The organism is Candidatus Providencia siddallii, assembly GCF_964026685.1.
Taxonomy (GTDB): Bacteria; Pseudomonadota; Gammaproteobacteria; order Enterobacterales; family Enterobacteriaceae; genus Providencia_A; species Providencia_A siddallii_A.
In genome coordinates this window covers 711,086-736,205 of the sequence record NZ_OZ034688.1, presented here as the reverse complement: position 1 = coordinate 736,205, position 25,120 = coordinate 711,086, and the positions used below count along the sequence as shown (strand labels likewise).

Here is a 25,120-nt window from a genome sequence, read left to right as displayed (position 1 = left end):
TTTTTATATTTTATATATTTTTATTTTTATAAGATATTAAAGTGGCTAATTTATTAACGAAAATTATTAATTTGTTAAATTTTGTATTATCTTTGCGAGTGATAGCAACAAAAATTCCAATACTTTCTTCTGGAATTATAGCTATATATGTATTAAATCCACCTCCACCACCTGTTTTTTGATAAATTCCTGGAATTTTATTTTGCGGTTTCATGTAAATCCATCCAAGTCCAATTTCATCAGCATATCCAGCTATATCCATTCCTTTTACTTCTAATAAATTTTTCCTTAAAAAATAAATATTTTGTTTTCTTGATATAGTGTTTTTTATTTTTTTATCTTTTAATAAAAGATTTTTCATCCATTTTTTTATGTCTGTTGATGTTGAATAAACCCCACCACTTCCTGCTGCTGCTAATGTATTATTGCATGAACTTGATCTTGTGCCTTTCATTAAACGAGAACATTGTTCTTTTGTTGGTGTGTATGTTGTATCTTTCATATTTGAGGGAGATGTTATATAATCTTTAAATAATTGAGAATATGGTTTTTTAGACGCTTGTACCATTGCATCAGCTAATAAATCATAAGCTAAATTAGAATATGATGCTTTTTTTCCTGGTATTGAATGTAATTTAACAGTTTTTAACCAGTTCCATCTATTGTCTTTAGTAGGCCAAGTAAATACTGGTCTGCCATATTTACCACCTGGTTGTTCTCGTGGTAATCCGCTTGTATGACTAGCTAAATGATATAATCGTATTGGTGTATTATAAATACATGGTATTTTAACATTGTTATAATTATGTTGTTGAAGTGTATCAGTAATTGATAATTTTTTATCTTGTTCAAGTTTAATTAGTATTTCACTAGTCATTAATTTGCTAATTGATGCGATTCGAATTAATGAATTTTGATTGGGTTTTTGATAATTACCTGGTGATGTTTCTCCATAATATCGATCTATTATATGATTTTTATTAATAACAATCATAATCATACCACGAGCGTTGCATTCATTAAAAATGCGGTTTGCATAATAATCGATATTTTCATTTATTTTTTTTTTGTTTGTATTTAAAGAAAACCAATATAAATTTGTATTATTTTGTAAAAATTTTGATTGTTTTTCTATAGAAGTGGAACAAAATGTTAATATAATCGATAAAATTAGTATAAATATTGTTTTTAAAAAAAATATCTTCATATTTAAAATTAGTCTTTTTTATTAGATAAAAAAAATATTTTCATATTTATTATTTTTATTTTCTATAAAAAATATTTTTTAATAAAAAAATCAAATGATAATTATAAAAATATTTTTTAATTTTGATAGTAAAATAAATATTGAAAAAATTAATATATATAAATATAATATAGTTATTTGTAGTATTTTATATATAATATACCGAAGTGGCGAAATAGGTAGACGCAATTAACTCAAAATTAATCTCCTTTAAAGGAATGTCGGTTCGAATCCGATCTTCGGTATTATTGATTTTAATATTAACTAAATATTCAAATAAATTTTATTATATAAAATTTATTTGAATATTTTATGATAATATAATTATATATATTTATATATAAAAGAATAATTTTATATATTGATACAATCATTTTGTTTATATTTTATTGTTAAAAAAATATTTAGTATATAAAATTATAAATTTTAAAATATTTATATTTTATAAAATTTAAAATTTAATTGTATATTTTTATATAAAATTATTTTATTAGTAGTATTTTAAAAAGTTTAATTAATATTTTTTAAATAATAATTGAATTTATAATATATAAAATTAATTTTTTAAAATTATATTTTTATTATATTGATATTTAATAATTAAAAAAAATATGTCAAAAATATAAAATATTTTATTAATAAAAATTAATGTTTTTAAATATATATTTATATTTTTTTATTAAATTTTATTTAAAAATATATATATATAATTTGTATTATTTTTATATAAAAATATATAAAATATTTTATAAAAAAATAAATGTGTTTATTTTTAATAAAATAAAATTTATGATAATTATTATTAATTGATTTTATTTGATAAAATATTGATTTATTTTAAAAAAAAATCAATATTTTATCAAATATTAAGTATGTTATATATTGTTACTTTTAATTATAATAATATATATATTTTTTTTATAATAAAAAATATTTTAAAATATTAAAAATAGTAATTTTTTATAAAAATATATTTTTAATATCAAATAATAAATATTATATATATTTATTATTTGAAATATTTTAGTTTTATAAAAAAATATTAAATTAATAATATTAAGATTATGATAATTTTATTTTAAGAAAATAATTGAGTTAATATGAAACCAGATGAAATTAAACAAATTTTAATGAAAAAAATATCATTAAATGATGTAATTGTTACTTGTGATTTTAATCATTTTAAAATTATTGCTATAAGTGATATATTTAAAAATATGAATAATGTAAAAAGACAACAAATAATTTATTTTCCTTTAATAGATTATATTAAAAATAATATTATTCATTCTGTATCAATTAAAACTTACACAATTGAAGAATGGAATAATAACCATAAATTTAAATAATTTAAATGAGAAAAGAATTAGATGGATAAGTTTTTAGTTAAAGGATCAACTTGCTTAAATGGTGAAATTATTATATCTGCATCAAAAAATGCCGTTTTACCAATTTTGTTTGCTACTCTTTTAACAGAGGAATCTGTAGAAATTCAAAATGTTCCTGATTTAATGGATATTGATACAACTATAAAACTTCTTAATAAATTAGGAACAAAAATTAAACGAAACGGTTCAGTATATGTTACATCTAATAATATAAAACAACATTGTACATCTTATGAGTTAGTAAAAACAATGCGAGCTTCAATTTGGGCACTTGCCCCATTGGTTGCTAGATTAGGTCATGGTGAAGTTTCTTTGCCAGGCGGTTGCGCTATTGGAGCTCGTCCAGTAGATCTACATATTTCTGCTTTAGAAAAACTTGGTGCAAATATAATATTAAAAGATGGTTATATAAAAGCAACAGTTAATGGTAGATTAAAAGGAGCATTTATTTTAATGGATAAAATTAGCGTTGGTGCAACAGTAAGTGTTATGACTGCTGCAACTTTAGCTAAAGGTGTTACTACAATTAAAAATGCAGCTCGTGAACCTGAAATAGAAGATACTGCAAATTTTTTAAATTCTATTGGTGCAAAAATTTTTGGTGCAGGTACAAGTTGTATCGTAATAAAAGGTGTTGAACGTTTAAAGGGTGGCGTGTATCGCGTCTTACCAGATCGTATTGAAACTGGTACATTTTTAATTGCTGCTGCTGTTTCAAAAGGTAAAATAATTTGTCGTAAAACTAGACCTAATATTTTACATAAAGTTTTAATGAAATTAAGCGAATCTGGAGCTAAAATAGAAATTGGTTATGATTGGATATCTCTTGATATGCAAGGTAAAAGACCAAAAGCAGTAACTTTTCATACTGCACCGTATCCAGGTTTTCCGACAGATATGCAAGCACAATTTAGTTTATTAAATATAATTGGAGAAGGTTCTAGTAAAATTACAGAAACAATTTTTGAAAATCGTTTTATGCATATTCCAGAACTTGTTCGTATGGGGGCAAAAGTTAAAATTGATCGTAATAGTATTATTTGTTATGGAGTAGAAAAACTTACTGGTGCGCAAGTTATGGCAACAGATTTGCGTGCATCTATAAGTTTAGTTATTGCAGGTTGTATAGCTGAAGGAACAACAATAATTGATCGAATTTATCATATTGATCGTGGTTATGAACATATTGAAGATAAATTACGTAGTTTAGGAGCAGATATTCAACGTATACATTATAATGAATAATTTAATTTTTTTAGATATTATCAATTAATAATTAATAATATCTAAAAAAATTGTATACTAAATATAAAAAATAAATTAATTATGTTTAGTATACAAATAGTTAAAAAAGTTAATTTTTCATTAATAAATATAAGATTTCATTTTCGCGTAATACTTTCATTACTAGTATAGGTGGTTTTTCATTTAAAATTTTACGGAATTGCTCTATATTTTCGACACGTGTTTCATTTACACTAAAAATTAAATCATTTTTTATTAAACCAATTGAAGCTGCTTGTGAATTAATAGATATGCTATCTATTTTAACACCTTTTGTATTATTAATTATTGCATTAGAAATTGTTGCTCCAAATAAATATTCATTGTTTTTTTCTGTTTTAATTGTTTTTTCATCACTTTCTATAATTACTTTTACTTTTTTAAATTTACCTGAACGTATTAATCCTATAGAAATTTGTTTTCCAATTTGAGTAGTTCCAATTTTTGCTCTTAATTCTGAAAATTTATTTATTGGTTTTTCATCAATTGAAATAAGTATATCACCTGATTTTATACCTGCTTTAGCAGCCGAAGATTTTGGAATAACTTCACTTACAAAAGCACCTTGTTGTGTTTCAATATTAAATGCTTTAGCAATATCAGAATTCATTTCTGTTCCTTTAATTCCTAATACTCCTCTTTTTACTTCACCATATTTAATTAATTGTTCGCTAAGATTTTTTGCCATATTACTAGGTATTGCAAATCCAATTCCAATATTACCACCACCAGGAGTTAAAATTGCTGTATTAATTCCGATTAATTCTCCATTTAGATTTACTAGTGCTCCTCCTGAATTTCCACGATTAATAGATGCATCAGTTTGTATAAAATTTTCTAAACCTTCAACATTTAATCCACTTCGACTAAGAGCAGAAATAATTCCTGATGTTGCTGTTTGACCTAAACCAAATGGATTTCCAATGGCTACTGCAAAATCTCCAATACGTAATTTATCTGAATCACTCATATTAATTGAAATAAGATTTTTAATATCTTTATCATTTAAAATTTTTAATAATGCAATATCAGTTTGTTGGTCTTTTCCAATTAGTTTTACATCTATTTCACGTCCGTCATTTAATTGAATTTGGATTTTATCAGCTCCATCTATAACATGATTATTTGTTAATATATAACCTTGTATTGCATTTATAATAACTCCTGATCCTAATCCTTCAAATGGTTTTGTGTTTTGTTGTTGAATATTTGGTCCAAAAAAGAATTTAAATTCTTCTGGGATTTGTTGATTTTGTGTATGAGTTCCAGAAACATAAATATTTACAACGGCTGGTAAAACTTTTTCTAGCATAGGTGCTAAACTTGGTATTTTTGTATTTTCTTGAGATATAGACAATGTTGTTGGTAATGTTTTGCTATGTGTAGTTGTAATCAATAATGTCGTTATAATAATACTAATAATAATAGTAATAAGAATAAAAATTTTTTTATTCATAATTTGTATATTCTCTTAAAATAAAATATTTATATTTAACAAATAATTTTATTGGTTTATTTATGAAATATAAAAAATATTAATTTTAAATAATTTTTATATATATATATTAATAATCTTTTGGTTGAGTTTTATATAATAATTCTTCGTTATTTTTTTTAAATTGTTTTAAAAATTGAAAAAAATATTTATTTTTTATAGTGAATTCCGGAATAGAATCAGAATAAATATTTATTATATATTGATAAAGTTCACAATAATTATATGTTATATTATCTAATAATTTTGTTATATTATTAAAATTTTCTATATTTTTTTTATGATATTCTTCAATTTTTATATTTTTTTTATTCAATTTATTTTTTATATTTTTTTGTTGATGAAATTTTTGAATAACATAAAAAATTAAAAATCCAATAATAAAACCGATAACTAATCCTAATGATACATATATAACTATCATAATATTTCCTTTTGTAAATATTAATTTTTTTAAAATTTAAATGTAAACTATTAAAATTATAAAAATGCTAGAATTTTTTTAAAAAAAACGATATTATATTTTATTATTATACTTAAGAATTTATTTATTGATATAAATATGCGCATATTTATTTTAAAACATCTTATTGAATTTTTATATATTTTATTTATTTAAAATAAAATAAATTTGATAATTTTTATTAAATATTTTTTTAATAAATATTTAATAAAAATTATCAAATTTTAAATTTAATTATATATTTTACAAAAAATATTTAAAATCAATTTAAATATAATTTTTTTATAAATGATAATATATATTATAAAATTTTATTAAGTTAATTATTTTATATTGTTAAATAATTATTATAATAAAAAAAAATAGATTTAATTATTAATGTGTTATTAATGTTGGATATATTAATGAAAACTTTTATAGCTAAACAAGAAAAAATAAAAAGAGAATGGTATATTGTAGATTCAACAGGTAAAACTTTAGGTAGATTAGCTACAAAATTAGCTCATATTTTAAAAGGTAAACATAAAGAAGAGTATACTTCTAATATGGATATAGGAGATTATGTTATTGTTTTAAATGCAAAAAAAATATGTGTTACTGGAAATAAATATAAAAATAAAATATATTATCGTCACACAGGTTATATAGGAGGTATAAAAAAAAGATCTTTTAAAGAAATGATTGATTGTAATCCTAAAAAAGTAATTGAGATTGCTGTTAAAGGAATGTTACCTAAAGGACCTCTTGGTCGTTCTATGTATCGTAAATTAAAAGTTTATTCAGATGATAAACATAAACATGTTGCACAACAACCTAAATTTATTGACATTTAATTCGGATAAAAAGAATGATTGAAAATCAATATTATGGAACTGGAAGACGTAAATGTTCTTCTGCTCGTGTTTTTATAAAAAAAGGTATAGGAAATATTATAATAAATCGTTGTACATTAGAACAATATTTTAGCTATGAAATAGTTAGAATGGTAATTCGTCAGCCTTTAAAATTAGTTGATATGTTAGAAAAATTTGATTTATATATTACTGTAAAAGGTGGTGGTGTATCTGGTCAAGTTGGTGCGATTCGTCATGGTATTACTCGTGCATTACTTAAATATAATTCTTCTTTTCGAACATGTTTACGTAAAGTAGGTTTTGTTACTCGTGATGCTCGTTCCGTTGAAAGAAAAAAAGTTGGATTAAGAAAAGCTCGTAAACGTCCGCAATTTTCTAAACGTTAATTTTTATTTTGTATAAAATTTATTTTGCAAAACTTGTCGAAGTAGACATTTTTTGCAAAAGATTTTTATATTAATTTTTAAAAGTTTTTTTAAAAATATGTTTTTTTAATTTTTATATATAATTTAAAATTATTTTATATGAAAATTATTTATTTTATTTTAAATTTTATAGTTATTATTAATGTTTATTAAAATTAATATAATAATTTTTATTTTTTAAATTTAAAAATATTTTGTTATATGTAAAATATAATTACGTAATATTATATTTTTGTGTATTTAAAAAGTTAATTTTTTTGTTTTTTTTTTGTTTTTTAATACATAAAAGTTTTTGATAAAATATTTTAAATTAAAATTTAAGGATAATTGTGTTAAAACTTTCAAAATTTCATCTTTATTCTATAATATTTTTGTTTTTTATTGTTATCTTATTATTGTTTTGGCCAAAATGTATTAATTATATTATTAAATTTCAAGATAAGTTACAGTTAATAATTATAAAATCTTTAACAATAGATAATTATAATAGAAAATTTATTAAATTAAGAAATTTTGATACAAAATTTAATGATATTTTATCAATTAATATAAATTTGAATAATAAAAATAAAGAAAACCAAAAGAATAATAAATTACAAGAATTAATATTTTTAAAAGAAAATATTAAAAATAATGATTGGAAGTATTTTAATGTACAAAAAGGAAATACTCTTGCTAAATTATTTCGTGATAATAGTTTAAAAGTTGATAATGCTTTTAATATGGCAAAAATTGAAAAAGAAAAAAAAATATTAAGTAATTTATATGAAGGTCAAAAAATACGTTTAAAAGTTAATAAAAAAGGAGAAGTTCAATTATTAGAAACAATTGATTTAACTGGAAAAAAATATAGTTTTTTTAAAAAAAATAATAGTTATTACAGAACTCCGTAATTTTGTTTATAGTAAATTAAATTTTAAAATATTTTTTAATATTTATTGATTTTTTTAGAAAAATATAGTTTTTTAAAAAAAATTATTTAGTGTAATAAAAATATTTTAATAAATCTATTACACTATTGTTTTGTTATTCAGCAATAATAATAACTATAAATTTTATAAATACGTCATTATGTAATTGTAAACCTATCTCATGATTACCAATAGTACGCAAAATGCCATTTGGTAATTTTATTTCATTTTTTTTAATTTCAACCCCAATGTCTGTAATTGATTTTACAATATCTCTTATACCTATAGAACCAAATAGCTTTCCTTCATTACCAGCTTTTGCATATATTTTAATAGAACCTATTTGATTTAAAATTGAAGCTCGGTTTTTTGCTAATGTTAAAATATTAGTTAATTCAGTTTTTAATTTATTTTGTTGTGATTCAAAAAAATTTATATTTTTTTTAGTTGCAAGAACAGCTTTTTTATAAGGAATTAAATAGTTACGTGCATAACCAGATTTAACGTTAACAACATCACCTAGATTTCCAAGATTAGTTACTTTATCAAGTAAAATAACTTGCATTTAATATCTCCTAAAAATTTTATTTATGATAATCAGTGTATGGTAATAAAGATAAATATCTAGCTAATTTAATAGAATTAGATAATTGTCGTTGATATTTAGAAGATGTTCCTGTAATACGACTTGGTACAATTTTACCACTTTCAGTAATAAAGCTTTTTAAAGTTAAAATATCTTTATAATCAATTTCTTGAATACCTTCTGCTTTAAATTTACAAAATTTTCTACGTCTGAAATAACGTGCCATATTTTTTCTCCAAAATATTTTTAGTAAAGTTATTTTTTTAAAATTAATAAAAATATATTTTATTATATTATTTATGTAATTAATAAATTATTAAAACATAAAAAATATATTTTTATTTTTTTGTAATTTAATTAAAAAAAATTTAGAATAAAAAATATTTTAAATAATATATTTTATATGTTTATTTATTAAAAATAGTATTTTATAAAACATATAAAAAATAAAATAATTAATTAATATTTTATTTTTTCTTCATTTTGAAAATCATTAATAGTATTAGTATTACGACGTTCATCTTTAGATTTAAGTATTAAAGAAGGATTTGTTATAGCAGATTTAACTCGTATAATAATATTACGAATGATTGCATCATTAAATCGGAAATTTTTTTCTAATTCATTAATTGTTTTTTGATTAACTTCAATATTAAGAAGTATATAATGAGCTTTATGTAATTTGTTAATTGGGTATGCTAGTTGTCGTCTACCCCAATTTTCTTGTCGATGAATATACCCGTTTGTATTTATTATAGTTGTTTTATAACGGTTAATCATGGATTCTACCTGATCACTTTGATCAGGATGAATTATTAAAATAATTTCATAGTGACGCATTAACAATTATCCTTATTGATTATTAGTTTTTATATTTTTAATATAAAACTATTAAAAATAATATTAAAATTTTGATAATCTTATTTTTTTTATATTATACTTTTTTTATAAAAATTCAATAAAAATTTTATTTGTTTTTTATGAATAACCGTTGTCTAATTGCTTCAAATAAGCATATTCCAGTAGCAACGGAAACATTTAATGAAGAAATAGATCCAATTGTTGGTATATTAATTAATTCATTGCAATGTTTTTTTGTTAAATGTCGTAGGCCTTTATTTTCAGATCCCATAACTAAAATTATTGAATCTGTTAGTTTACATTGATAAATAGTATTTTTAGTTTTTTCTACAGTAGTACCAATAATTCGTATATTATTATTTTTTAGTAAACATAAAGTTCTAACTAGATTTGTTACACGAAATATTGGTGTGTTTTCTACTGCTCCACAAGCTACTTTTTTTACTGTTGAATTTAATTTAGCTGATTTATCTTTTGGTATAATAACTGCATTAATTCCTGCTGCATTAGCACTACGTAGACATGCTCCTAAATTATAAGGATCTGTGATACAATCAAGTGCTAATAAAAATGGTGTTTTTGTGTTTTTAATTATTTTAATTAAATCACTTTCTTTTTGTTCTTTATTTTTTGTTACTTTAACAAAACATCCTTGATTACTTGTTTTTTTTATTTGTTCATTTATCCATTTACGGTTAGTTTTTATTACTGTTATGTTTAATGTTTTTATTTTTTTTAAAATAGATATAACTTTATAATTTTTTTTTTCATTTGAATAATAAAATTCTTTAATACGTTTTGGTGATTTTTCAAGTATTGCATTAATTGCATGAAAACCATAAATTAGTTCAGTCATATTTATTTTAGTTTTTTTGAATAAAATATTAAAATTGATGATATATAATTTTTATAGTTATTTTATTTTTTTATAAAAAAACACATTTTTTTTAGTTTTTTTATTTGATGTTTATTTTTTTGATTTTTAATTTTTATTAAAAATAGTATATTTAAAATTATTAATGAAAAATATTTAAAAAAATTAAAATAAATAAATTTTTTAAATATAAATAAATTTTATTTAAAGTTATTTAAAATAATAAAAAATTAAAAATATTTTATTTTTTTAAAAAATTAATTATTTTTTATATCGAATGTGTTATGTAAAAATATTGCTTCTGAACGACTTGGACCAGTAGAAATAATATCTATTGAAACACCTGTTAAATCTTCAATACATTTAATATAGTTTAATGCAGCTTTTGGCATTTCATCTATTTTTTTTATCCCAGAAGTATTTTTTTTTCAACCTGGTATTGTTTTATAAATTGGTTTTAATTTTTTCCAATCATTAATCATTAATGGTGTTGTTTGTAATATTTTTCCATCATTATTACGATAAGCTATGCAGATTTTGATTTCATCTAAATCATCTAATACATCTAATTTTGTTATACAAAAACTAGATATTGAATTAATTTGTATTGCTCGATTAATAGATACAATATCTAACCAGCCTATTCGTCGTTTACGACCAGTTGTTGTGCCAAATTCATTTCCTTTTTGACATAAAAATTCTCCTGTTTTATCGAATAGTTCTGTTGGAAAAGGGCCACTACCAACACGTGTTGTATAAGCTTTTATTACACCTAAAACATAATTTATATAAAGAAATCCAAGGCCTGAACCAGCTGAAACTGTTCCAGCAATAGTATTCGAAGATGTTACATATGGATATGTACCATGGTCGATATCTAAAAAAGTACCTTGGGCACCTTCAAAAATTACAAATTTATTTTTTTTATATGCGTTATAAAGTAAAAATGGAACATCAGTTATCATTTTTATTAATATATTTGAAACTTCCATTATATCATTATATATTATATTATAATCAACTGGAGAATTTTTATAAAAGTTTACTAATTGAAAATTATAATATTCGACATTATTTTTTAATTTTTCAGCAAAAAATTTTTTATCAAGTAAATCTATTATTCGTAATCCACGGCGTGCTACTTTGTCTTCATAAGCAGGTCCTATACCTCGTTTAGTTGTTCCTATAGCATTTATCCCAAGAGATTTTTCACGTGCATTATCTAAAGCAATATGATAAGGTAATACTAATGAACAAGCACCAGATAAAAATAAATGATTTTTAACATTAATATTAGATTTTTTTAATTCTGTTATTTCTTTAATTAAAGCATTAGGTGAAACAACTACACCATTACCAATAATATTATATGTATTTTTATGAAGAATACCAGATGGAATTAAATGAAGAATTGTTTTTTTACCATCAACAATAATTGTGTGTCCAGCATTATTACCACCTTGATAACGTACAACATATTTTGCTTTTTTTGCTAGTAAGTCAATGATTTTTCCTTTTCCTTCATCACCCCATTGAGCTCCTATTATAACAACATTTTTAATCATTTTTAAATATACTCTATTGTAAAAAAATAAATTTTAAAAAATAATATTTTTTAAAATTTATAATTATTTTTTAAATATATTATATTATTTATAATAATATAATATTATTTTTTTGTTAAATATAATAATTGTTTATTATAAAATAATAAAGAATTAATTTTTTTTATGAAGTTTAGTTGGAGCTTTCATAAAATTAAAAAAATCATCGTGTGGTGACATAATTATTATATCCCCATTTGTTTTAAAACTCTCTTTATAAGCACGTAAACTACGAATAAAAGTATAAAATCCTGGATCTTGATTAAATGCATTAGCGAATATTTTTGCTGCTGTAGCATCTCCTTCACCTTTTAAAATTAAAGATGTACGTTCTGCTTCAGATAAAATTTCAGTAACTGTTTTATCTGCAGTTGCACGAATTTTTGTTGCTTCTTCTTGTCCTCTTGAACGATGTTGACGAGCTACTGCTTCGCGTTCTGCTCTCATACGAGCGTATATTGCTTCAAAAATTTCATTAGGAAGTTCAATTTTTTTTATTCGTACATCAACAACTTCAATTCCTAATGCAGTCATGCTATTTGCATTAATTATAAAATGTTTTATATTAAAAATTTTTTTTGTTTTTGTTGTTGTATTAGAATTATATTTTTTATTTAATTCATTAGTTGATGTACCTTTATTTAATGAATCGCGAATATCAACAGTTAAACGACCTCGTGAATCCGTTATTATATCATTTACACTTAAACGTCCAAATTCAGATCGTAAGCGATCACTAAATTTTCGTTTTAATAGGGTTTCTGCTTGATAAGATTTTCCGCCACCAGTAGCAACATAATAACGACTGAAGTCATTGATTCGCCATTTTAGATATGAATCAACCATTAGATCTTTATTTTCACTTGTTAAATATCGATCTGCTTGAATTTCTAATGTTTGGATTCGTGCATCTAACATTTTTACTGTTTCTATAATTGGTATTTTAAAATGTAAACCTGGTTTGTAAATTATTGGTTTATTTTCGTAATTACGTAATACTTTTCCAAAACGTAATATAATTCCACGTTCAGTTTGTGGTATAATAAAAATAGATGTGTACATAAGAAATAAATTTGCAATAATTATAAAAATAAATGAATTACGCATTATTTATCTCCCATTTCTAATTGAATTATTACGAATAGTATTATTTATTTGTGATGATGAATTGTATAATGTTTTATTGTTTTTTATTGATGATTTTTTTGAATTTGTAAATTCATGTAAAATTTTAGATTTATTATTATTCATAAGTTCTTTGATAGGTAACAGTAGTAAATTATTATTTTTATCGTTTATAATTATTTTATTTGTATTAGATAATATATGTTCCATTGTATCTATATAAAGACGTTCTTTTGTTATTTCTGGAGCTAAATGATATTCAGGTAATATTTTAATAAAACTTGCAACTTCTCCTTCAGATTTTAAAATTATACTTGCTTTATAGGCTTCTGCTTCTTTAACAATTTTTTGTGCATTACCTTTTGCTAATGGTAAAACTTCATTTCTATAAGCATACGCTTCACGTATAGTTTTTTGTTCTTCTTCTCTTGCTGCTATTACATCATCAAACGCTGCTTTAACATCTTCAGGCGGCCTTGCAGCTTGAAAATTTACATCTAATATAGTAATCCCCATTTTATATGGTGATATTGCAGTTTCAAGTTCTTTTTGTGTTATATCACGAATAAATGAACGATTTGTTGTAAGTACTTGTTCCATAGCAGATTGACCTATTACTCCACGTACTGTACTATCTAAGGCTTGACGTAAACTATTGTCTGGATTAATGACATTAAATAGATATTTTTCAGGATCTGTGATACGATATTGAACATTCATTTCTACTTTGATTACATTTTCATCAGATGTTAGCATAATACCGTTTGTAGCTTGTTCTCGTACAGTTTCTACATTAATAGGTATTATTTTATCAATAAATGTTGGTTTCCAATTTAAACCAGAACTTACAATGCCATTATATTTTCCAAAACGTAACACTATACCACGATCACTTTCTTTTATTGTATAAAAACCAGATATTATCCATATCGAAGTAATAATTATAAAAATTAAAAAACCTAATCGTTTATTGTTATTTAATTGTTGTTTAATATTGTTAATTTTATAATTTTTATTAAATTTGATGATTATTTTATGTAGAAAAAAAAATAAATTATAAGTTACCCTTTTTTTTATATTTTTGTATAAGTTGTTTTTTATAATATTATTTTTTTTAAAAAAAATAATATTTTGTTTGTTGAATATTGACTTATACCATACCATATTAAACTCCATTTTTTTATTATTATTAGTAATTATATATATTATATATAAATATATAAATTTATTTATAATGATTTTGTATTTTTATCTGTTTTAAATTAAGTATTTTTAAGAAATATTTTTGATTTGTTAAATATTTTTTTAAAATTTTATATAAAATATTTTATTAATTATTAATTTTACATAGTATTTATTTTAAATTATTATGAGAAATAAATTTAGTAGGAACAATTGTAGATATAGCATGTTTGTAAATTATCTGATTAATATTATTTTTTAATAAAATAACAAATTTATCAAAAGATTCTATTTGTCCTTGTAATTTTATTTTATTAACAAGATAGATAAATACTGGTGTTTTTTCACGATGTAATGTATTTAAAAATGGATTGTGTAGTGATTGATTCTTAGTCATTATATATTTCCTTAATTTTATTATTTTGTTTTTGCAATTTTGTAATAATCAAAAATTAAATATAGTTTTTATGATTAAGTTAATATTATGCTTAGTGTTTTCATTTTTTAATAAATGAATGTTATTCCATTTTTTCAACCATGTAATTTGATGTTTTGCTAATTGTCGTGTCGCACAAATTCCTTTATTAATCATTTCATTATAATTAATTTCTCCATTTAAATATAACCACATTTGTTTATATCCTACACAACGAATTGAAGGTAAATTTATATTTAAGTTATATTGTTTAAAAAGTTTTTTCGCTTCTTCTTCAAAACCTTTTTCTAACATTAGATAAAAACGTTGTTTTATACGTTCATGTAAAAGTTTACGATTTAATGGTAAAATAGCAAATTGTAATACGTTGTATGGTAATTTTTTTTTTGGCAATTGTTGTATTTCAGTTAATGTTTTTTTTGAAATAATACATATTTCTAATGCTCTAATTAATCTTTGTGAATCGTTAGGATGTATTTTAGATGCAGCAATATAATCGATTTTTTTTAATCGATAATATATTTCAGATAATCCTTTTTTTTGTATCATTTGTTTTATTTCATCACGGAGATTAAAATCTGGAGGAGGCAATGGTGATAAACCTTCAAGTAATGATTTAAAATAAAACATTGTTCCGCCAACCAATAATGAAATTTTATTTTTTTTAGATATTTTATTTATTATATTTAATGCGTCTTGACAAAAATTAGCTGTTGAGTAATATTCATTAGGATTTATAATATCAATTAAGTGATGTGGGATTTTTGCAAGTTCTTTATAATTAGGTTTAGAAGTTCCAATATCCATTCCTCTATAAATTAATCCTGAATCTACACTAATTATTTCTAAAGGTAAATATTTTTGTATTTCAATTGATAAAGATGTTTTTCCAACGGCAGTTGGACCCATTAAAAATATTATAATTGGTTTTTTTTGTAATAATTTATTTATTTTTAACATAGATATTATTGTTATAAATTAATCGATTAAAAATGTATTTAACACTAATTTAAAAATTTTATGATATTTTTTAAAATTTTTAGTAATTTTATATTTTTATTATATTTGTTTTTTATTTTTAAGATAGTTTTGTTAAAATATTTCGTTATTTTTTATTTAATATATTTTTAATAATAAATATATATCTTTAAAAGATACAATATATTTTAGTTTTAATAATTAGTTTATTAATTAGAATAATATTCTAAAAAGTTATTAATTGTTTTTAAAAGTTTTTATGTATTTTAAAAAAAATGTTATAATCATTGTGATATTAATATTTCTAAGATATATTTTAGTTTATATAAAATATATAAATATTTATATTAAAAATAATAAATTGGTTAATTAAAAATTTTAGTATTTTATTTTTTAAATAAAATTTGTATAATTAAAATATTTCTTTGTTATTTTTTTTATTGATAAAATAAAATATTTAAAATTATTTATTTTAAATAGATTAATAATAAAATTATTAGAAATATTTGATTAACGAAATTAATATATCATATAATACTGAATGTTAAATTATAATAAATTATTAATTTATATAAAAGTTTGATTTTATTTTATTATATATTTAACAGTTAAAATAGATTTTTGTTAATTAATAATTAAATTATTATTAACTAATTTAGTTTTTTATTATTTTTTTTATAAAATGTAATTAAAAATTAAATATGAATTTTTTTTGTTAAGAAATTATAAATATATAATATTTTATTGATTTTAATAATATTCTTATATTATTTTTTTTAAAAAATGTTTTATATTTTTACGTTTATAAAAATATTAGATAAAATATTTATAATATATATTTATGTTTATGTATTTATAATTTTATATAATGATATTATTTAAATTAAAAATACATTTTTAATTTTTGTTTTTTTAAAATATAAATATTTTTATATTAATAAATAAAATATTTGATATATATTAAGCGGAAAACGAGACTTGAACTCGCAACCCCGACCTTGGCAAGGTCGTGCTCTACCAATTGAGCTATTCCCGCAAAATTAATTTTTTATAAAAATTGTTTCTATTATAACAAAAATATAAAAATTATCAATATATAAAAAATATTTTTTTTAAATAAATATTGTTTATTTATAAAAAATATTTTTATTTAAAAAAATATTTTTTATAAAATAATAATTCATTTATAGATTCTATAATATCGTTTGAAGCTTGATGTGTATTTTTTTTAGTAAATTTATTTAAAATCGATGGTTTTCAACGTAAAGCTAATTCTTTTATTGTACTAACATCAATATAGCGATAATGAAAAAAGTTTTCTAGTTCAGGCATATAATTAAATAAAAATTGTCTATCTAACCCAATGGTATTACCACAGATAGGAGAGCTTCCTTTTTTAACCCATTGTTTTAAAAAATTAATTGTTATTAGTTCAGCATCTCGTTCGTTAAAAGAACTTTTTCTAACACGTTCTATTAAACCATGAGTAACATGTGTTGTGATATTCCATTTGTCCATTAAATTAAGTTGTTTTTCTGTTTGATAAATTGGAATAACAGGTCCTTTTGCTAAAATATTAATATTTTTGTCAGTTATAATAGTTGCTATTTCAATAATACGATTACGAATTGGATGAAGACCTGTCATTTCAAGATCAATCCAAATTAAATTATTGTTTTTTTTCATAATAAATATATATATGTTTTTTAAAAAAACGTCATAAATGAAATTTTAATATTATTAAAAATATTTTATATAGATATATAAAATATATAATTTTAATATTTTAAAAAAATAATTTTATATTATAAAAAATTAAAATTTTAATTTATTTTTTTATAAAATTTTAAAAATTATTGATTTTAATTTTTAAAGTTTTTAATTGATAAAATATAATAATTTTATTTAGATATATTAAAAAAGTAAAAAATAAGTAAAACATATTTTTTTGTAAAAAAAAAGGAAAATACATGTTAAAAAGTAAAATATTTACAAAATATATAATTAAATTATGGATAACTCAATTTTTTGGATGGTTTGCTAATAAAAAAATTAAATATATAACTTTTTTTATGATAAAGTTTTTTGTAAAAATTTATAAAATTAATATAAATGAAGCGAAATATACTAATTTAAAAGATTATGCAACATTTAATGATTTTTTTGTTCGTTCTTTAAAAAAGAATGCACGTAAAATTGTTTCAAAAAAATATCAAGTAGCATATCCTGTTGACGGCACTATTAGTCAATTTGGTTCTATTAATGATATTTATCTTTTTCAAGCAAAAAAAAATTTTTATACTTTAAATAATTTGTTAGTAAAAAAACATTATTTAATTGATAAATTTAAAAATGGAAATTTTATTACTATTTATTTATCTCCAAGTGATTATCATCGTGTTCATATGCCATGTGATGGTTTATTAAAGGAAATGATTTATGTACCCGGTGATTTATTTTCTGTTAATTTATTTTCTGTTAAAAAAATACCTAATTTATTTTCACGTAATGAACGTTTAATTTGTGTATTTAAAACAGATATTGGTTTAATGATTCAAATTTTAGTTGGCGCTATAATTGTAGGTAGTATAAGTACTGTATGGTTTGGATGTGTTAATTCTTATAGAAAAAATAAAATTAATCATTTTATATATCCAGATTTTAATTTAAAAGGTTCTATATTTTTAAAAAAAGGGGAAGAAATGGGTATGTTTAAGTTAGGATCAACTGTTATAAATTTATTTGAACCAAATAAAATTTTTTTTAATAATTCTTTACATCTTGGTTGTATAACACGTGTTGGTGATTTATTAGCAGAATCATTTTCTAATGAATTATCTTATTTACCTAAAAATTAATATAACTATAATTATAATCTTTATTAGGATTTTATTGTGCGTTTAATTGTTGGTTTTTTATTTAGCTTGTTTATTAATTCTTCGTTATTTGCAATACAAAATATAATTGAAGATGAATTACAAATAAAACAAGAACTTAGAAAATTAGAATCAAATAAAAATTCAAAAGATATTGAAATAATAAAAGTATTAGAGTCAACATTAAAATGGATTTCTGAATTTAATAATTCAAATTCAAGATGTAAATATTATCAAAAAATAATAAATAATTATCCTAAAATAATAAAAGAGATAAAAAAAAATTTTTTAAATGAAAATAATCAAATAAATTCTATAAAAATTGATGTTAATTTAAATGAGTTAGAACAACGTATTGTTCAATTAAGTAGTCAAATACTTGATCAAGGTCATTTAATTCAACAAGAACAGGATAAAATTATAGAAATTACTGAATCGTTAAATATTTTACCTCAAAAAATATCTGATGCAAGACGTTTACTTAATGAAGCTATAAAACATTTTAATTTTATAGAAAGATCTTCAACAAAATTATCAGAAGCAAAATACATTTTATGTCAATCAGAAGTTAATGCGCGAAAATCTATAGTAAATGAATTAGAACTTGAACAATTATCTGCTAATAATCGTCAAGAAATTTCTCGTATTAAATTAGAATTATATAAAAAAAAATATCATCTTTTTGAACTTGAATTACAAAATTTACGTGATTTTCAAAATACCAAAAGACAACAAAAAGCTTTTTTAGCTTTAAAATATACTAGAATGTTAGCTAAACAAGGTGAATTAATCCCTTTTTTAAAAGAACAACTTAATATAAATCATAGAATATCACAAGAATTAACAAAACAAGCTAATAGAATGAATTCAATTACATCAACACAATTAAAAATTTCTATAAGCATTGGAGAAGCTCGTCAAGCTTTAGCTACTATTAATGAGCAATCACAATGGATTAGTAGTTCTAGCATATTAGGGGAAGTATTAAGAACGCAACTTTCAAGATTACCTGATATTCCTAAAAGTCAACAATTAGATCATAAAATAGCATATTTACGTGTTCAACGCTTGAATTATAAAGATATTTTGGAACATTTAAATAATTTAAATTTTTCAAAACAAAAAAAAATAAATAAGTTAACAACAGAACAAAATCAGATGTATTTATTATTAATAAAAACACGTAAAGAATTATTATTATCCATAATTTCTGATTTAGATACAGAGATTCTTGAGTTAACAAAATTAAACGTTGCTACTAATCAATTAACAGATGTATTAAAAGATGTTAAAGATGCATCAAATCGTTATCTTTTTTGGATTGCAGATGTTGCTCCTATTAATGTTAAATATCTTATGATTTTAGCTTCTGATATTATTAAATTATTATCGTTAAATACATTATCTCAAGTTGCTAAATCTTTTAAATTAATGTTAACAACTCAAGATACATTTTTGTGTTTATTAGGTTCTATTTTTTTAGTTATTTTTAGTATTAATACTAGAAAACATTATCAATCTTTTCTTAATCGTTCTAGTTTACGAATTGGTAAAGTTACACAAGATCATTTTTATTTGACTATTCGTATTATTTTTTGGTCTATTATTGTTGCTTTACCATTACCTATAATGTGGTCAGCTATTGGTTATGGTTTAAAAAATTCTTGGCAATATTCTATGGTAGCAGCTATAGGTTATGGTGTTAGTTCAACAACTCCATTATTATGGTTGTTTATGATTAGTGAAATATTTTCTCGTCAAACTGGTTTATTTATTGCTCATTTTGGATGGGATAAAAATTATGTTAAACGTGCAATGAGATATTATCGAACTGCTATTTTTGTTGTTGTACCATTAATTATGTTAATTATTACTTTTGAACATTATGGTAATAGAGAGTTTGTCCCTGGTATTGGTCGTTTTTGTTTTATAATATTATGTATTGCATTAAGTGTAATTAAAAAACATTTATATAGTTTACAAATTCCATTATATATTGATAAAAATGGATCAAAAGAAAATATTATTAATCATATATTATGGTTGGTGATTTTATTGTCTCCTATAGTTGCTTTATTTTTTTCTATATTAGGTTATTTATCAACTTCTCAAATACTTTTAATACGTTTAGAAACTTCACTTGTTATTTGGTTTGTTATTTTAATTATATATTATACAATTCGTCGCTGGATGTTAATACAACGACGAAAATTAGCTTTTGATAGAGCTAAACAACGTAGAGCAGAGATTTTAGCTATGCGTGCTAAATATGAGGATGACAATCAGTTAGTAAATAGTAACGAAGGAAGTGTTGATATAGAAGAACAATTAATTGATTTAGATGTGATTAGTATTCAATCGCTTGGTTTAGTTCGTTCTATTTTAACTATGATTGCTTTGGTCTCTCTAATTTTGTTATGGTCTGAATTACATATTGCATTTGCATTTCTTGAAAATATTCATTTATGGGATGTAACTTCTATGGTTAATGGGGTTGATACTATTAAAACAATTAATATAAAATCTATATTTATTGTTATATTAGTTATTATTATTACCACTCAACTAGTTCGTAATCTTCCTGCTTTACTTGAATTAGCAATATTACAACATTTAGATTTAACACCTGGTACTGGATATGCTATTAGTACTTTAACTAAATATACAATTACTATTATTGGTATTATTATTGCTTTTTCAATATTAGGTATTGATTGGTCAAAATTACAATGGCTTGTAGCTGCTATGGGTGTTGGATTAGGTTTTGGTTTGCAAGAAATTTTTGTTAATATTATTTCAGGATTAATAATTTTATTTGAAAAACCTATTCGAATTAATGATACAATAACTATTCGTAATTTAACTGGAAACGTTACAAAAATTAAAACACGTGCTACTATATTAACAGATTGGGATAAAAAAGAAATTATAGTACCAAATAAAGCTTTTATTACTGAACAATTTATAAATTGGTCTTTATCTGATACAATAACTCGCATTGTTATGATTGTGTGCGCTCCTATACATGTAAATAGTAAATTAGTAACAAATACAATTTTGCAAGCAGTAGAACATTGTACTTTGGTTTTAAAAAATCCAATATCTGAAGTTTATTTAGTTGATTTACAACAAGGTATTCAAATTTTTGAGTTGCGTGTTTATGTTTCTGAAATTGGACATCGTTTGCCAGCTAGACATGAAATACATCAAAATATATTAATTTTTTTTAAAAAGCAAAATATTGATTTACCTTTTCCACCATTTCAAGCAAAAGTTAATATATTTGATTTTTCTTTTAAAAATGAAAAAAATTATAGTGAATTTGTTTATAAAACAAATGATTTATAAAAAAAATAAAAAAATTATTTTTTTAAAAAATAAATAATTAAATATTGTATATTGAATAAAAATATTTTAATAATTTTATTATTATATATATTTTATATGAAGTAAAAATATAATAGATTTACTATTTAATGTATTTATTTTTGTTTATTTTTTAATTTTTTTTTAAAATATATATCTATATGATAAAATATTATTTATGTTTATTATTTAATTTATTTTAATATATTAATAATTATTGTTTATATTACATAATATAAATATCAATTTTATTTATAAATAAAATTGAATTTGTTATTTTTTTAAAATATTAGTTTTTTAATATATTTTATGAATTATTTTTTTAAAAAATAATTTAATATTTTTTTATATGAAATATTTTATATATTTTAAAACAATTGATTTTTAATAAAAAGTAATTACATAAAATTTTTTTAAAATTAATTTTGTTTTGTATATTAAATATATAATTTTGTAAATTTTATTATATGTATTTATAAAAATATAAGATTTTATTTTTTATAAAATAAATAAATTTAAGTTTATTTATAAAAAAATATAAAAGGTTATGATTTTATAGTTATAAATATTTAATATAAATATATTCGTTATTAATAATTATTTTATTTTATTTGTTATTTAGTAAATAATATGTGTACTATTTATTAGTATATTTATTTTCAATAGTATATTTGTTTTTATGTATTTTAAAATATATAAAAATAAATATGCTATTGAAAATTATTATTTAATATCTTGAAAGTTATATGAAATTAAATATCTCAACATGGTTAACATTATTTCGTGTTATTTTAATACCATTTTTTATTTTGTTTTTTTATCTTTCTAGTCGATTTGGGATATTTATATGTTTATTTATTTTTATTATTTCAAGTATTACTGATTGGTTTGATGGTTTTTTGGCTAGACAATTAAATCAAACTACTAAATTTGGTGCTTTTTTAGATCCAGTTGCTGACAAAATTATTGTTTTAACGGCTTTAATTTTATTAACTGAAAGTTATAGTGTATGGTATGTTACTTTACCAGCATTAACAATGATTGGTAGAGAAATTGTAGTATCTTCTCTTAGGGAATGGATGGCTGAAGTAGGCAAACGACATTTTATTTCTGTTTCATTTATTGGTAAAATTAAAACTACAGTTCAAATGATATCATTAATTGGTTTATTATGGAAACCAAATTTATTTATTGAAAACTTTTCGATATTTTTAATGTATGTTGCTACTATATTAACGTTTTGGTCAATGTATAGATATTTAAAAATTTTTTTGTCTAATTCATAGATAATAGAATTATTTAAAATTTATAAATAATATTATTTTTTAAATTAAATTTATTGACTTAATATGTATTTCTTATAATATAGTAAAATAATTTTAAATTTGTTTTATGGCGCGTTAGCAGAGTGGTTATGTGTCGGATTGCAAATCCGTATAGCCCGGTTCGATTCCGGGACGCGCCTAAGCCCAGATGGTGAAATTGGTAGACACAAGGGACTTAAAATCCCTTAGACTTTAGTCTGTGCGGGTTCAAATCCCGCTCTGGGCAATAGATTATAATTAATATTAAAGCAAAGAAAAAGTTATTTATATTGTAATTATAAAGAGTATTTTTTTTAAAATTTAAAAAAAATATTATTTTTTTGATAAATAGTAATATTTTATATATTTTAATATTAAAATAATTTTATTAAAACATAATTATTAAAAATTTTAAAAAGTTTTTATAATTTTAATTTTGTATATTTTTTATTAATTTAGTAAATTTATATTATTTTTGTTAGAACAAATAAATAATTTTTTAAAATTAATTTTATAGAAAATAAAATGATAATTAATAATTTGTTTATTGATAATTTTATACATATAGATATAAAATTATTAAAAAATATTAAAATAATTATAAAAATATTTTAATTTTAAATTACATTGATTAATAAAAATATGATTATAAAACCTAAAATTCGTGGATATATTTGTACAACTTCGCATCCTATTGGATGTGAAGTTAACGTACTTAATCAAATTTCTTATGTAAAATCTTGCGGTGAATTTAAAGACGGCCCTAAGAATGCATTAATAATTGGATCATCAACTGGTTATGGTCTTTCTTCTCGTATTAGTTTAGCGTTTGGTGCTAAAACTAATACGATAGGTGTTTTTTTTGAAAAACAAGGAGGTATGAATAAAACAGCTTCTGCTGGTTGGTATAATTCAGCTAGTTTTAGTCATGCTGCTAAAAAAGAAGGATTATATGTAAAAAATATCAATGGGGATGCTTTTTCTGATGAATGTAAAAAAAGTGTTATTGATTTATGTAAAAAGGAGTCAATTAAATTAGATTTAATAGTTTATTCAATAGCATCATCACAACGTAAAATTCCTAAAACTGGTAAAATTGTTCGATCAACTTTGAAACCAATTGGTAAATCTTATAAAACAATTGCTTTAGATACTAATAAAAATATGTTATTTAAAATTGATATAAAACCAGCTAATAAACAAGAAATTGTTGATACTATTAGTGTTATGGGTGGTGAAGATTGGGAGTTATGGATAGATGTTTTAAATAATGCAAATTTATTATCAAATAATGTTAAAACAATTGCTTATTCTTATATAGGAAGTGAAATTACATGGCCTATTTATTTGCATGGTACAATAGGAAAAGCTAAAAAAGATTTAGAACGAGCAGCAAATGTTATTGATATAAAATTAAAATCAAAAAAAGGTTCTGCATATATAGTTGTGTTAAAATCAGTTGTTACGCAAGCTTCGTCAGCTATTCCTGTAATGCCTTTATACATGTCTATTATTCTTAAAATTATGAAAGAAAAATATATTAATGAAGGTTGTATTGAACAAATACAACGTTTGTTTTCAACTAAATTATATAGTAATAAATTATTAATAACTGATAATAAAAATCGATTGCGTTTAGATGATTTAGAATTACGCGATGATGTACAAAATAGTTGTCGTGATATTTGGAATAAAATAAGTAATGATAATTTTGGTGAATTTACTGATTATATAGGTTATAAAAAAGAATTTTTGCAATTATTTGGATTTGGTTTTGAAAATATTGATTATAATGTTGATGTGATTATAAAAAAACAATTTGCAGTAAATAATTTATTATAGTAAATTTAATGTTTATAAAA

General features: G+C 20.9%; 21 protein-coding genes, 4 tRNA genes and 1 pseudogene. 12 read left to right on the top strand and 14 right to left on the bottom strand.

Going from position 1 to position 25,120, the window contains the following annotated elements; all coding sequences use genetic code 4:
• Positions 1-10: 10 nt before the first annotated feature.
• Positions 11-1,207: a D-alanyl-D-alanine-carboxypeptidase/endopeptidase AmpH gene (gene ampH, locus AAGD61_RS03205; RefSeq protein ID WP_341764993.1), complete on the bottom strand. Its 1,197-nt coding sequence runs from the start codon at positions 1,205-1,207 to the stop codon at positions 11-13.
• Positions 1,208-1,407: 200 nt separating this feature from the next.
• On the opposite strand from ampH, the gene AAGD61_RS03200 reads away from it, so the two are divergent.
• The 3 genes from AAGD61_RS03200 (at position 1,408) to murA (ending at position 3,879) form a co-directional block, all read left to right on the top strand.
• Positions 1,408-1,491: transfer RNA gene (locus AAGD61_RS03200), tRNA-Leu, on the top strand.
• Between the two features lie 855 nt (positions 1,492-2,346).
• Positions 2,347-2,595 (top strand): BolA family protein, encoded by a 249-nt coding sequence (locus tag AAGD61_RS03195; RefSeq protein ID WP_341764992.1) that lies wholly within the window; start codon positions 2,347-2,349, stop codon positions 2,593-2,595.
• 21 nt (positions 2,596-2,616) lie between these two features.
• The gene (murA, locus tag AAGD61_RS03190; RefSeq protein WP_341764991.1) at positions 2,617-3,879 is read left to right on the top strand and encodes a UDP-N-acetylglucosamine 1-carboxyvinyltransferase; all 1,263 of its coding nucleotides are present in this window, start codon (positions 2,617-2,619) and stop codon (positions 3,877-3,879) included.
• A gap of 109 nt (positions 3,880-3,988) precedes the next feature.
• Here murA and AAGD61_RS03185 read toward each other — a convergent pair whose 3' ends face one another.
• Complete coding sequence (locus tag AAGD61_RS03185) at positions 3,989-5,374, bottom strand: Do family serine endopeptidase (RefSeq protein ID WP_341764990.1); 1,386 nt, start codon at positions 5,372-5,374, stop codon at positions 3,989-3,991.
• A 109-nt stretch (positions 5,375-5,483) separates the two neighbouring features.
• Positions 5,484-5,837, bottom strand: a complete 354-nt coding sequence (locus tag AAGD61_RS03180) for a ZapG family protein (protein ID WP_341764989.1) — start codon at positions 5,835-5,837, stop codon at positions 5,484-5,486.
• Between the two features lie 443 nt (positions 5,838-6,280).
• Here AAGD61_RS03180 and rplM point away from each other — a divergent pair, with 443 nt between their 5' ends.
• The 3 genes from rplM (at position 6,281) to AAGD61_RS03165 (ending at position 8,048) form a co-directional block, all read left to right on the top strand.
• Positions 6,281-6,709, top strand: coding sequence for a 50S ribosomal protein L13 (gene rplM / locus AAGD61_RS03175; RefSeq protein ID WP_341764988.1), 429 nt, complete (start codon positions 6,281-6,283; stop codon positions 6,707-6,709).
• 14 nt (positions 6,710-6,723) lie between these two features.
• Positions 6,724-7,116 carry a 30S ribosomal protein S9 gene (gene rpsI, locus AAGD61_RS03170; RefSeq protein ID WP_341764987.1) on the top strand — a complete coding sequence of 131 codons (393 nt, stop codon included), beginning with the start codon at positions 6,724-6,726 and terminating at the stop codon, positions 7,114-7,116.
• Between the two features lie 368 nt (positions 7,117-7,484).
• Positions 7,485-8,048, top strand: coding sequence for a LysM-like peptidoglycan-binding domain-containing protein (locus AAGD61_RS03165; RefSeq protein ID WP_341764986.1), 564 nt, complete (start codon positions 7,485-7,487; stop codon positions 8,046-8,048).
• A 133-nt stretch (positions 8,049-8,181) separates the two neighbouring features.
• Here AAGD61_RS03165 and rplI read toward each other — a convergent pair whose 3' ends face one another.
• From rplI to orn, 11 genes and pseudogenes are all read right to left on the bottom strand, one after another.
• Positions 8,182-8,631: a 50S ribosomal protein L9 gene (gene rplI / locus AAGD61_RS03160; RefSeq protein WP_341764985.1), complete on the bottom strand. Its 450-nt coding sequence runs from the start codon at positions 8,629-8,631 to the stop codon at positions 8,182-8,184.
• A 19-nt stretch (positions 8,632-8,650) separates the two neighbouring features.
• Complete coding sequence (gene rpsR, locus AAGD61_RS03155) at positions 8,651-8,878, bottom strand: 30S ribosomal protein S18 (RefSeq protein WP_341764984.1); 228 nt, start codon at positions 8,876-8,878, stop codon at positions 8,651-8,653.
• Between the two features lie 233 nt (positions 8,879-9,111).
• The gene (rpsF, locus tag AAGD61_RS03150) at positions 9,112-9,492 is read right to left on the bottom strand and encodes a 30S ribosomal protein S6 (RefSeq protein ID WP_341764983.1); all 381 of its coding nucleotides are present in this window, start codon (positions 9,490-9,492) and stop codon (positions 9,112-9,114) included.
• A 127-nt stretch (positions 9,493-9,619) separates the two neighbouring features.
• Positions 9,620-10,369: a 23S rRNA (guanosine(2251)-2'-O)-methyltransferase RlmB gene (gene rlmB, locus AAGD61_RS03145; protein ID WP_341764982.1), complete on the bottom strand. Its 750-nt coding sequence runs from the start codon at positions 10,367-10,369 to the stop codon at positions 9,620-9,622.
• Positions 10,370-10,644: 275 nt separating this feature from the next.
• Positions 10,645-11,952: an adenylosuccinate synthase gene (locus tag AAGD61_RS03140; RefSeq protein WP_341764981.1), complete on the bottom strand. Its 1,308-nt coding sequence runs from the start codon at positions 11,950-11,952 to the stop codon at positions 10,645-10,647.
• A 153-nt stretch (positions 11,953-12,105) separates the two neighbouring features.
• Positions 12,106-13,098 (bottom strand): protease modulator HflC, encoded by a 993-nt coding sequence (gene hflC, locus AAGD61_RS03135; RefSeq protein ID WP_341764980.1) that lies wholly within the window; start codon positions 13,096-13,098, stop codon positions 12,106-12,108.
• A gap of 3 nt (positions 13,099-13,101) precedes the next feature.
• A complete protein-coding gene (gene hflK / locus AAGD61_RS03130; protein ID WP_341764979.1) occupies positions 13,102-14,280 on the bottom strand; it encodes an FtsH protease activity modulator HflK in 1,179 nt (392 codons plus the stop codon).
• Between the two features lie 190 nt (positions 14,281-14,470).
• Positions 14,471-14,695: an RNA chaperone Hfq gene (gene hfq, locus AAGD61_RS03125; RefSeq protein WP_341765309.1), complete on the bottom strand. Its 225-nt coding sequence runs from the start codon at positions 14,693-14,695 to the stop codon at positions 14,471-14,473.
• A gap of 60 nt (positions 14,696-14,755) precedes the next feature.
• A pseudogene (miaA, locus tag AAGD61_RS03120) lies at positions 14,756-15,694 on the bottom strand (tRNA (adenosine(37)-N6)-dimethylallyltransferase MiaA); the annotation flags it as partial.
• 981 nt (positions 15,695-16,675) lie between these two features.
• A tRNA-Gly gene (locus AAGD61_RS03115) sits at positions 16,676-16,748 on the bottom strand.
• Between the two features lie 110 nt (positions 16,749-16,858).
• Entirely contained in the window at positions 16,859-17,401 is a 543-nt protein-coding gene (gene orn / locus AAGD61_RS03110) for an oligoribonuclease (protein ID WP_341765308.1), read from the bottom strand.
• A gap of 281 nt (positions 17,402-17,682) precedes the next feature.
• On the opposite strand from orn, the gene asd reads away from it, so the two are divergent.
• The 6 genes from asd to fabV all read left to right on the top strand — a co-directional run bounded on the left by asd (position 17,683) and on the right by fabV (position 25,100).
• Entirely contained in the window at positions 17,683-18,570 is an 888-nt protein-coding gene (asd, locus tag AAGD61_RS03105; RefSeq protein WP_341764978.1) for an archaetidylserine decarboxylase, read from the top strand.
• Positions 18,571-18,606: 36 nt separating this feature from the next.
• Complete coding sequence (gene mscM / locus AAGD61_RS03100; protein ID WP_341764977.1) at positions 18,607-21,936, top strand: miniconductance mechanosensitive channel MscM; 3,330 nt, start codon at positions 18,607-18,609, stop codon at positions 21,934-21,936.
• Between the two features lie 764 nt (positions 21,937-22,700).
• Complete coding sequence (pgsA, locus tag AAGD61_RS03095; protein WP_341764976.1) at positions 22,701-23,240, top strand: CDP-diacylglycerol--glycerol-3-phosphate 3-phosphatidyltransferase; 540 nt, start codon at positions 22,701-22,703, stop codon at positions 23,238-23,240.
• Positions 23,241-23,348: 108 nt separating this feature from the next.
• Positions 23,349-23,419 (top strand) — tRNA-Cys (locus tag AAGD61_RS03090).
• Between the two features lie 2 nt (positions 23,420-23,421).
• Positions 23,422-23,505 (top strand) — tRNA-Leu (locus tag AAGD61_RS03085).
• Between the two features lie 395 nt (positions 23,506-23,900).
• Entirely contained in the window at positions 23,901-25,100 is a 1,200-nt protein-coding gene (fabV, locus tag AAGD61_RS03080; protein ID WP_341764975.1) for an enoyl-ACP reductase FabV, read from the top strand.
• Positions 25,101-25,120: the final 20 nt, after the last annotated feature.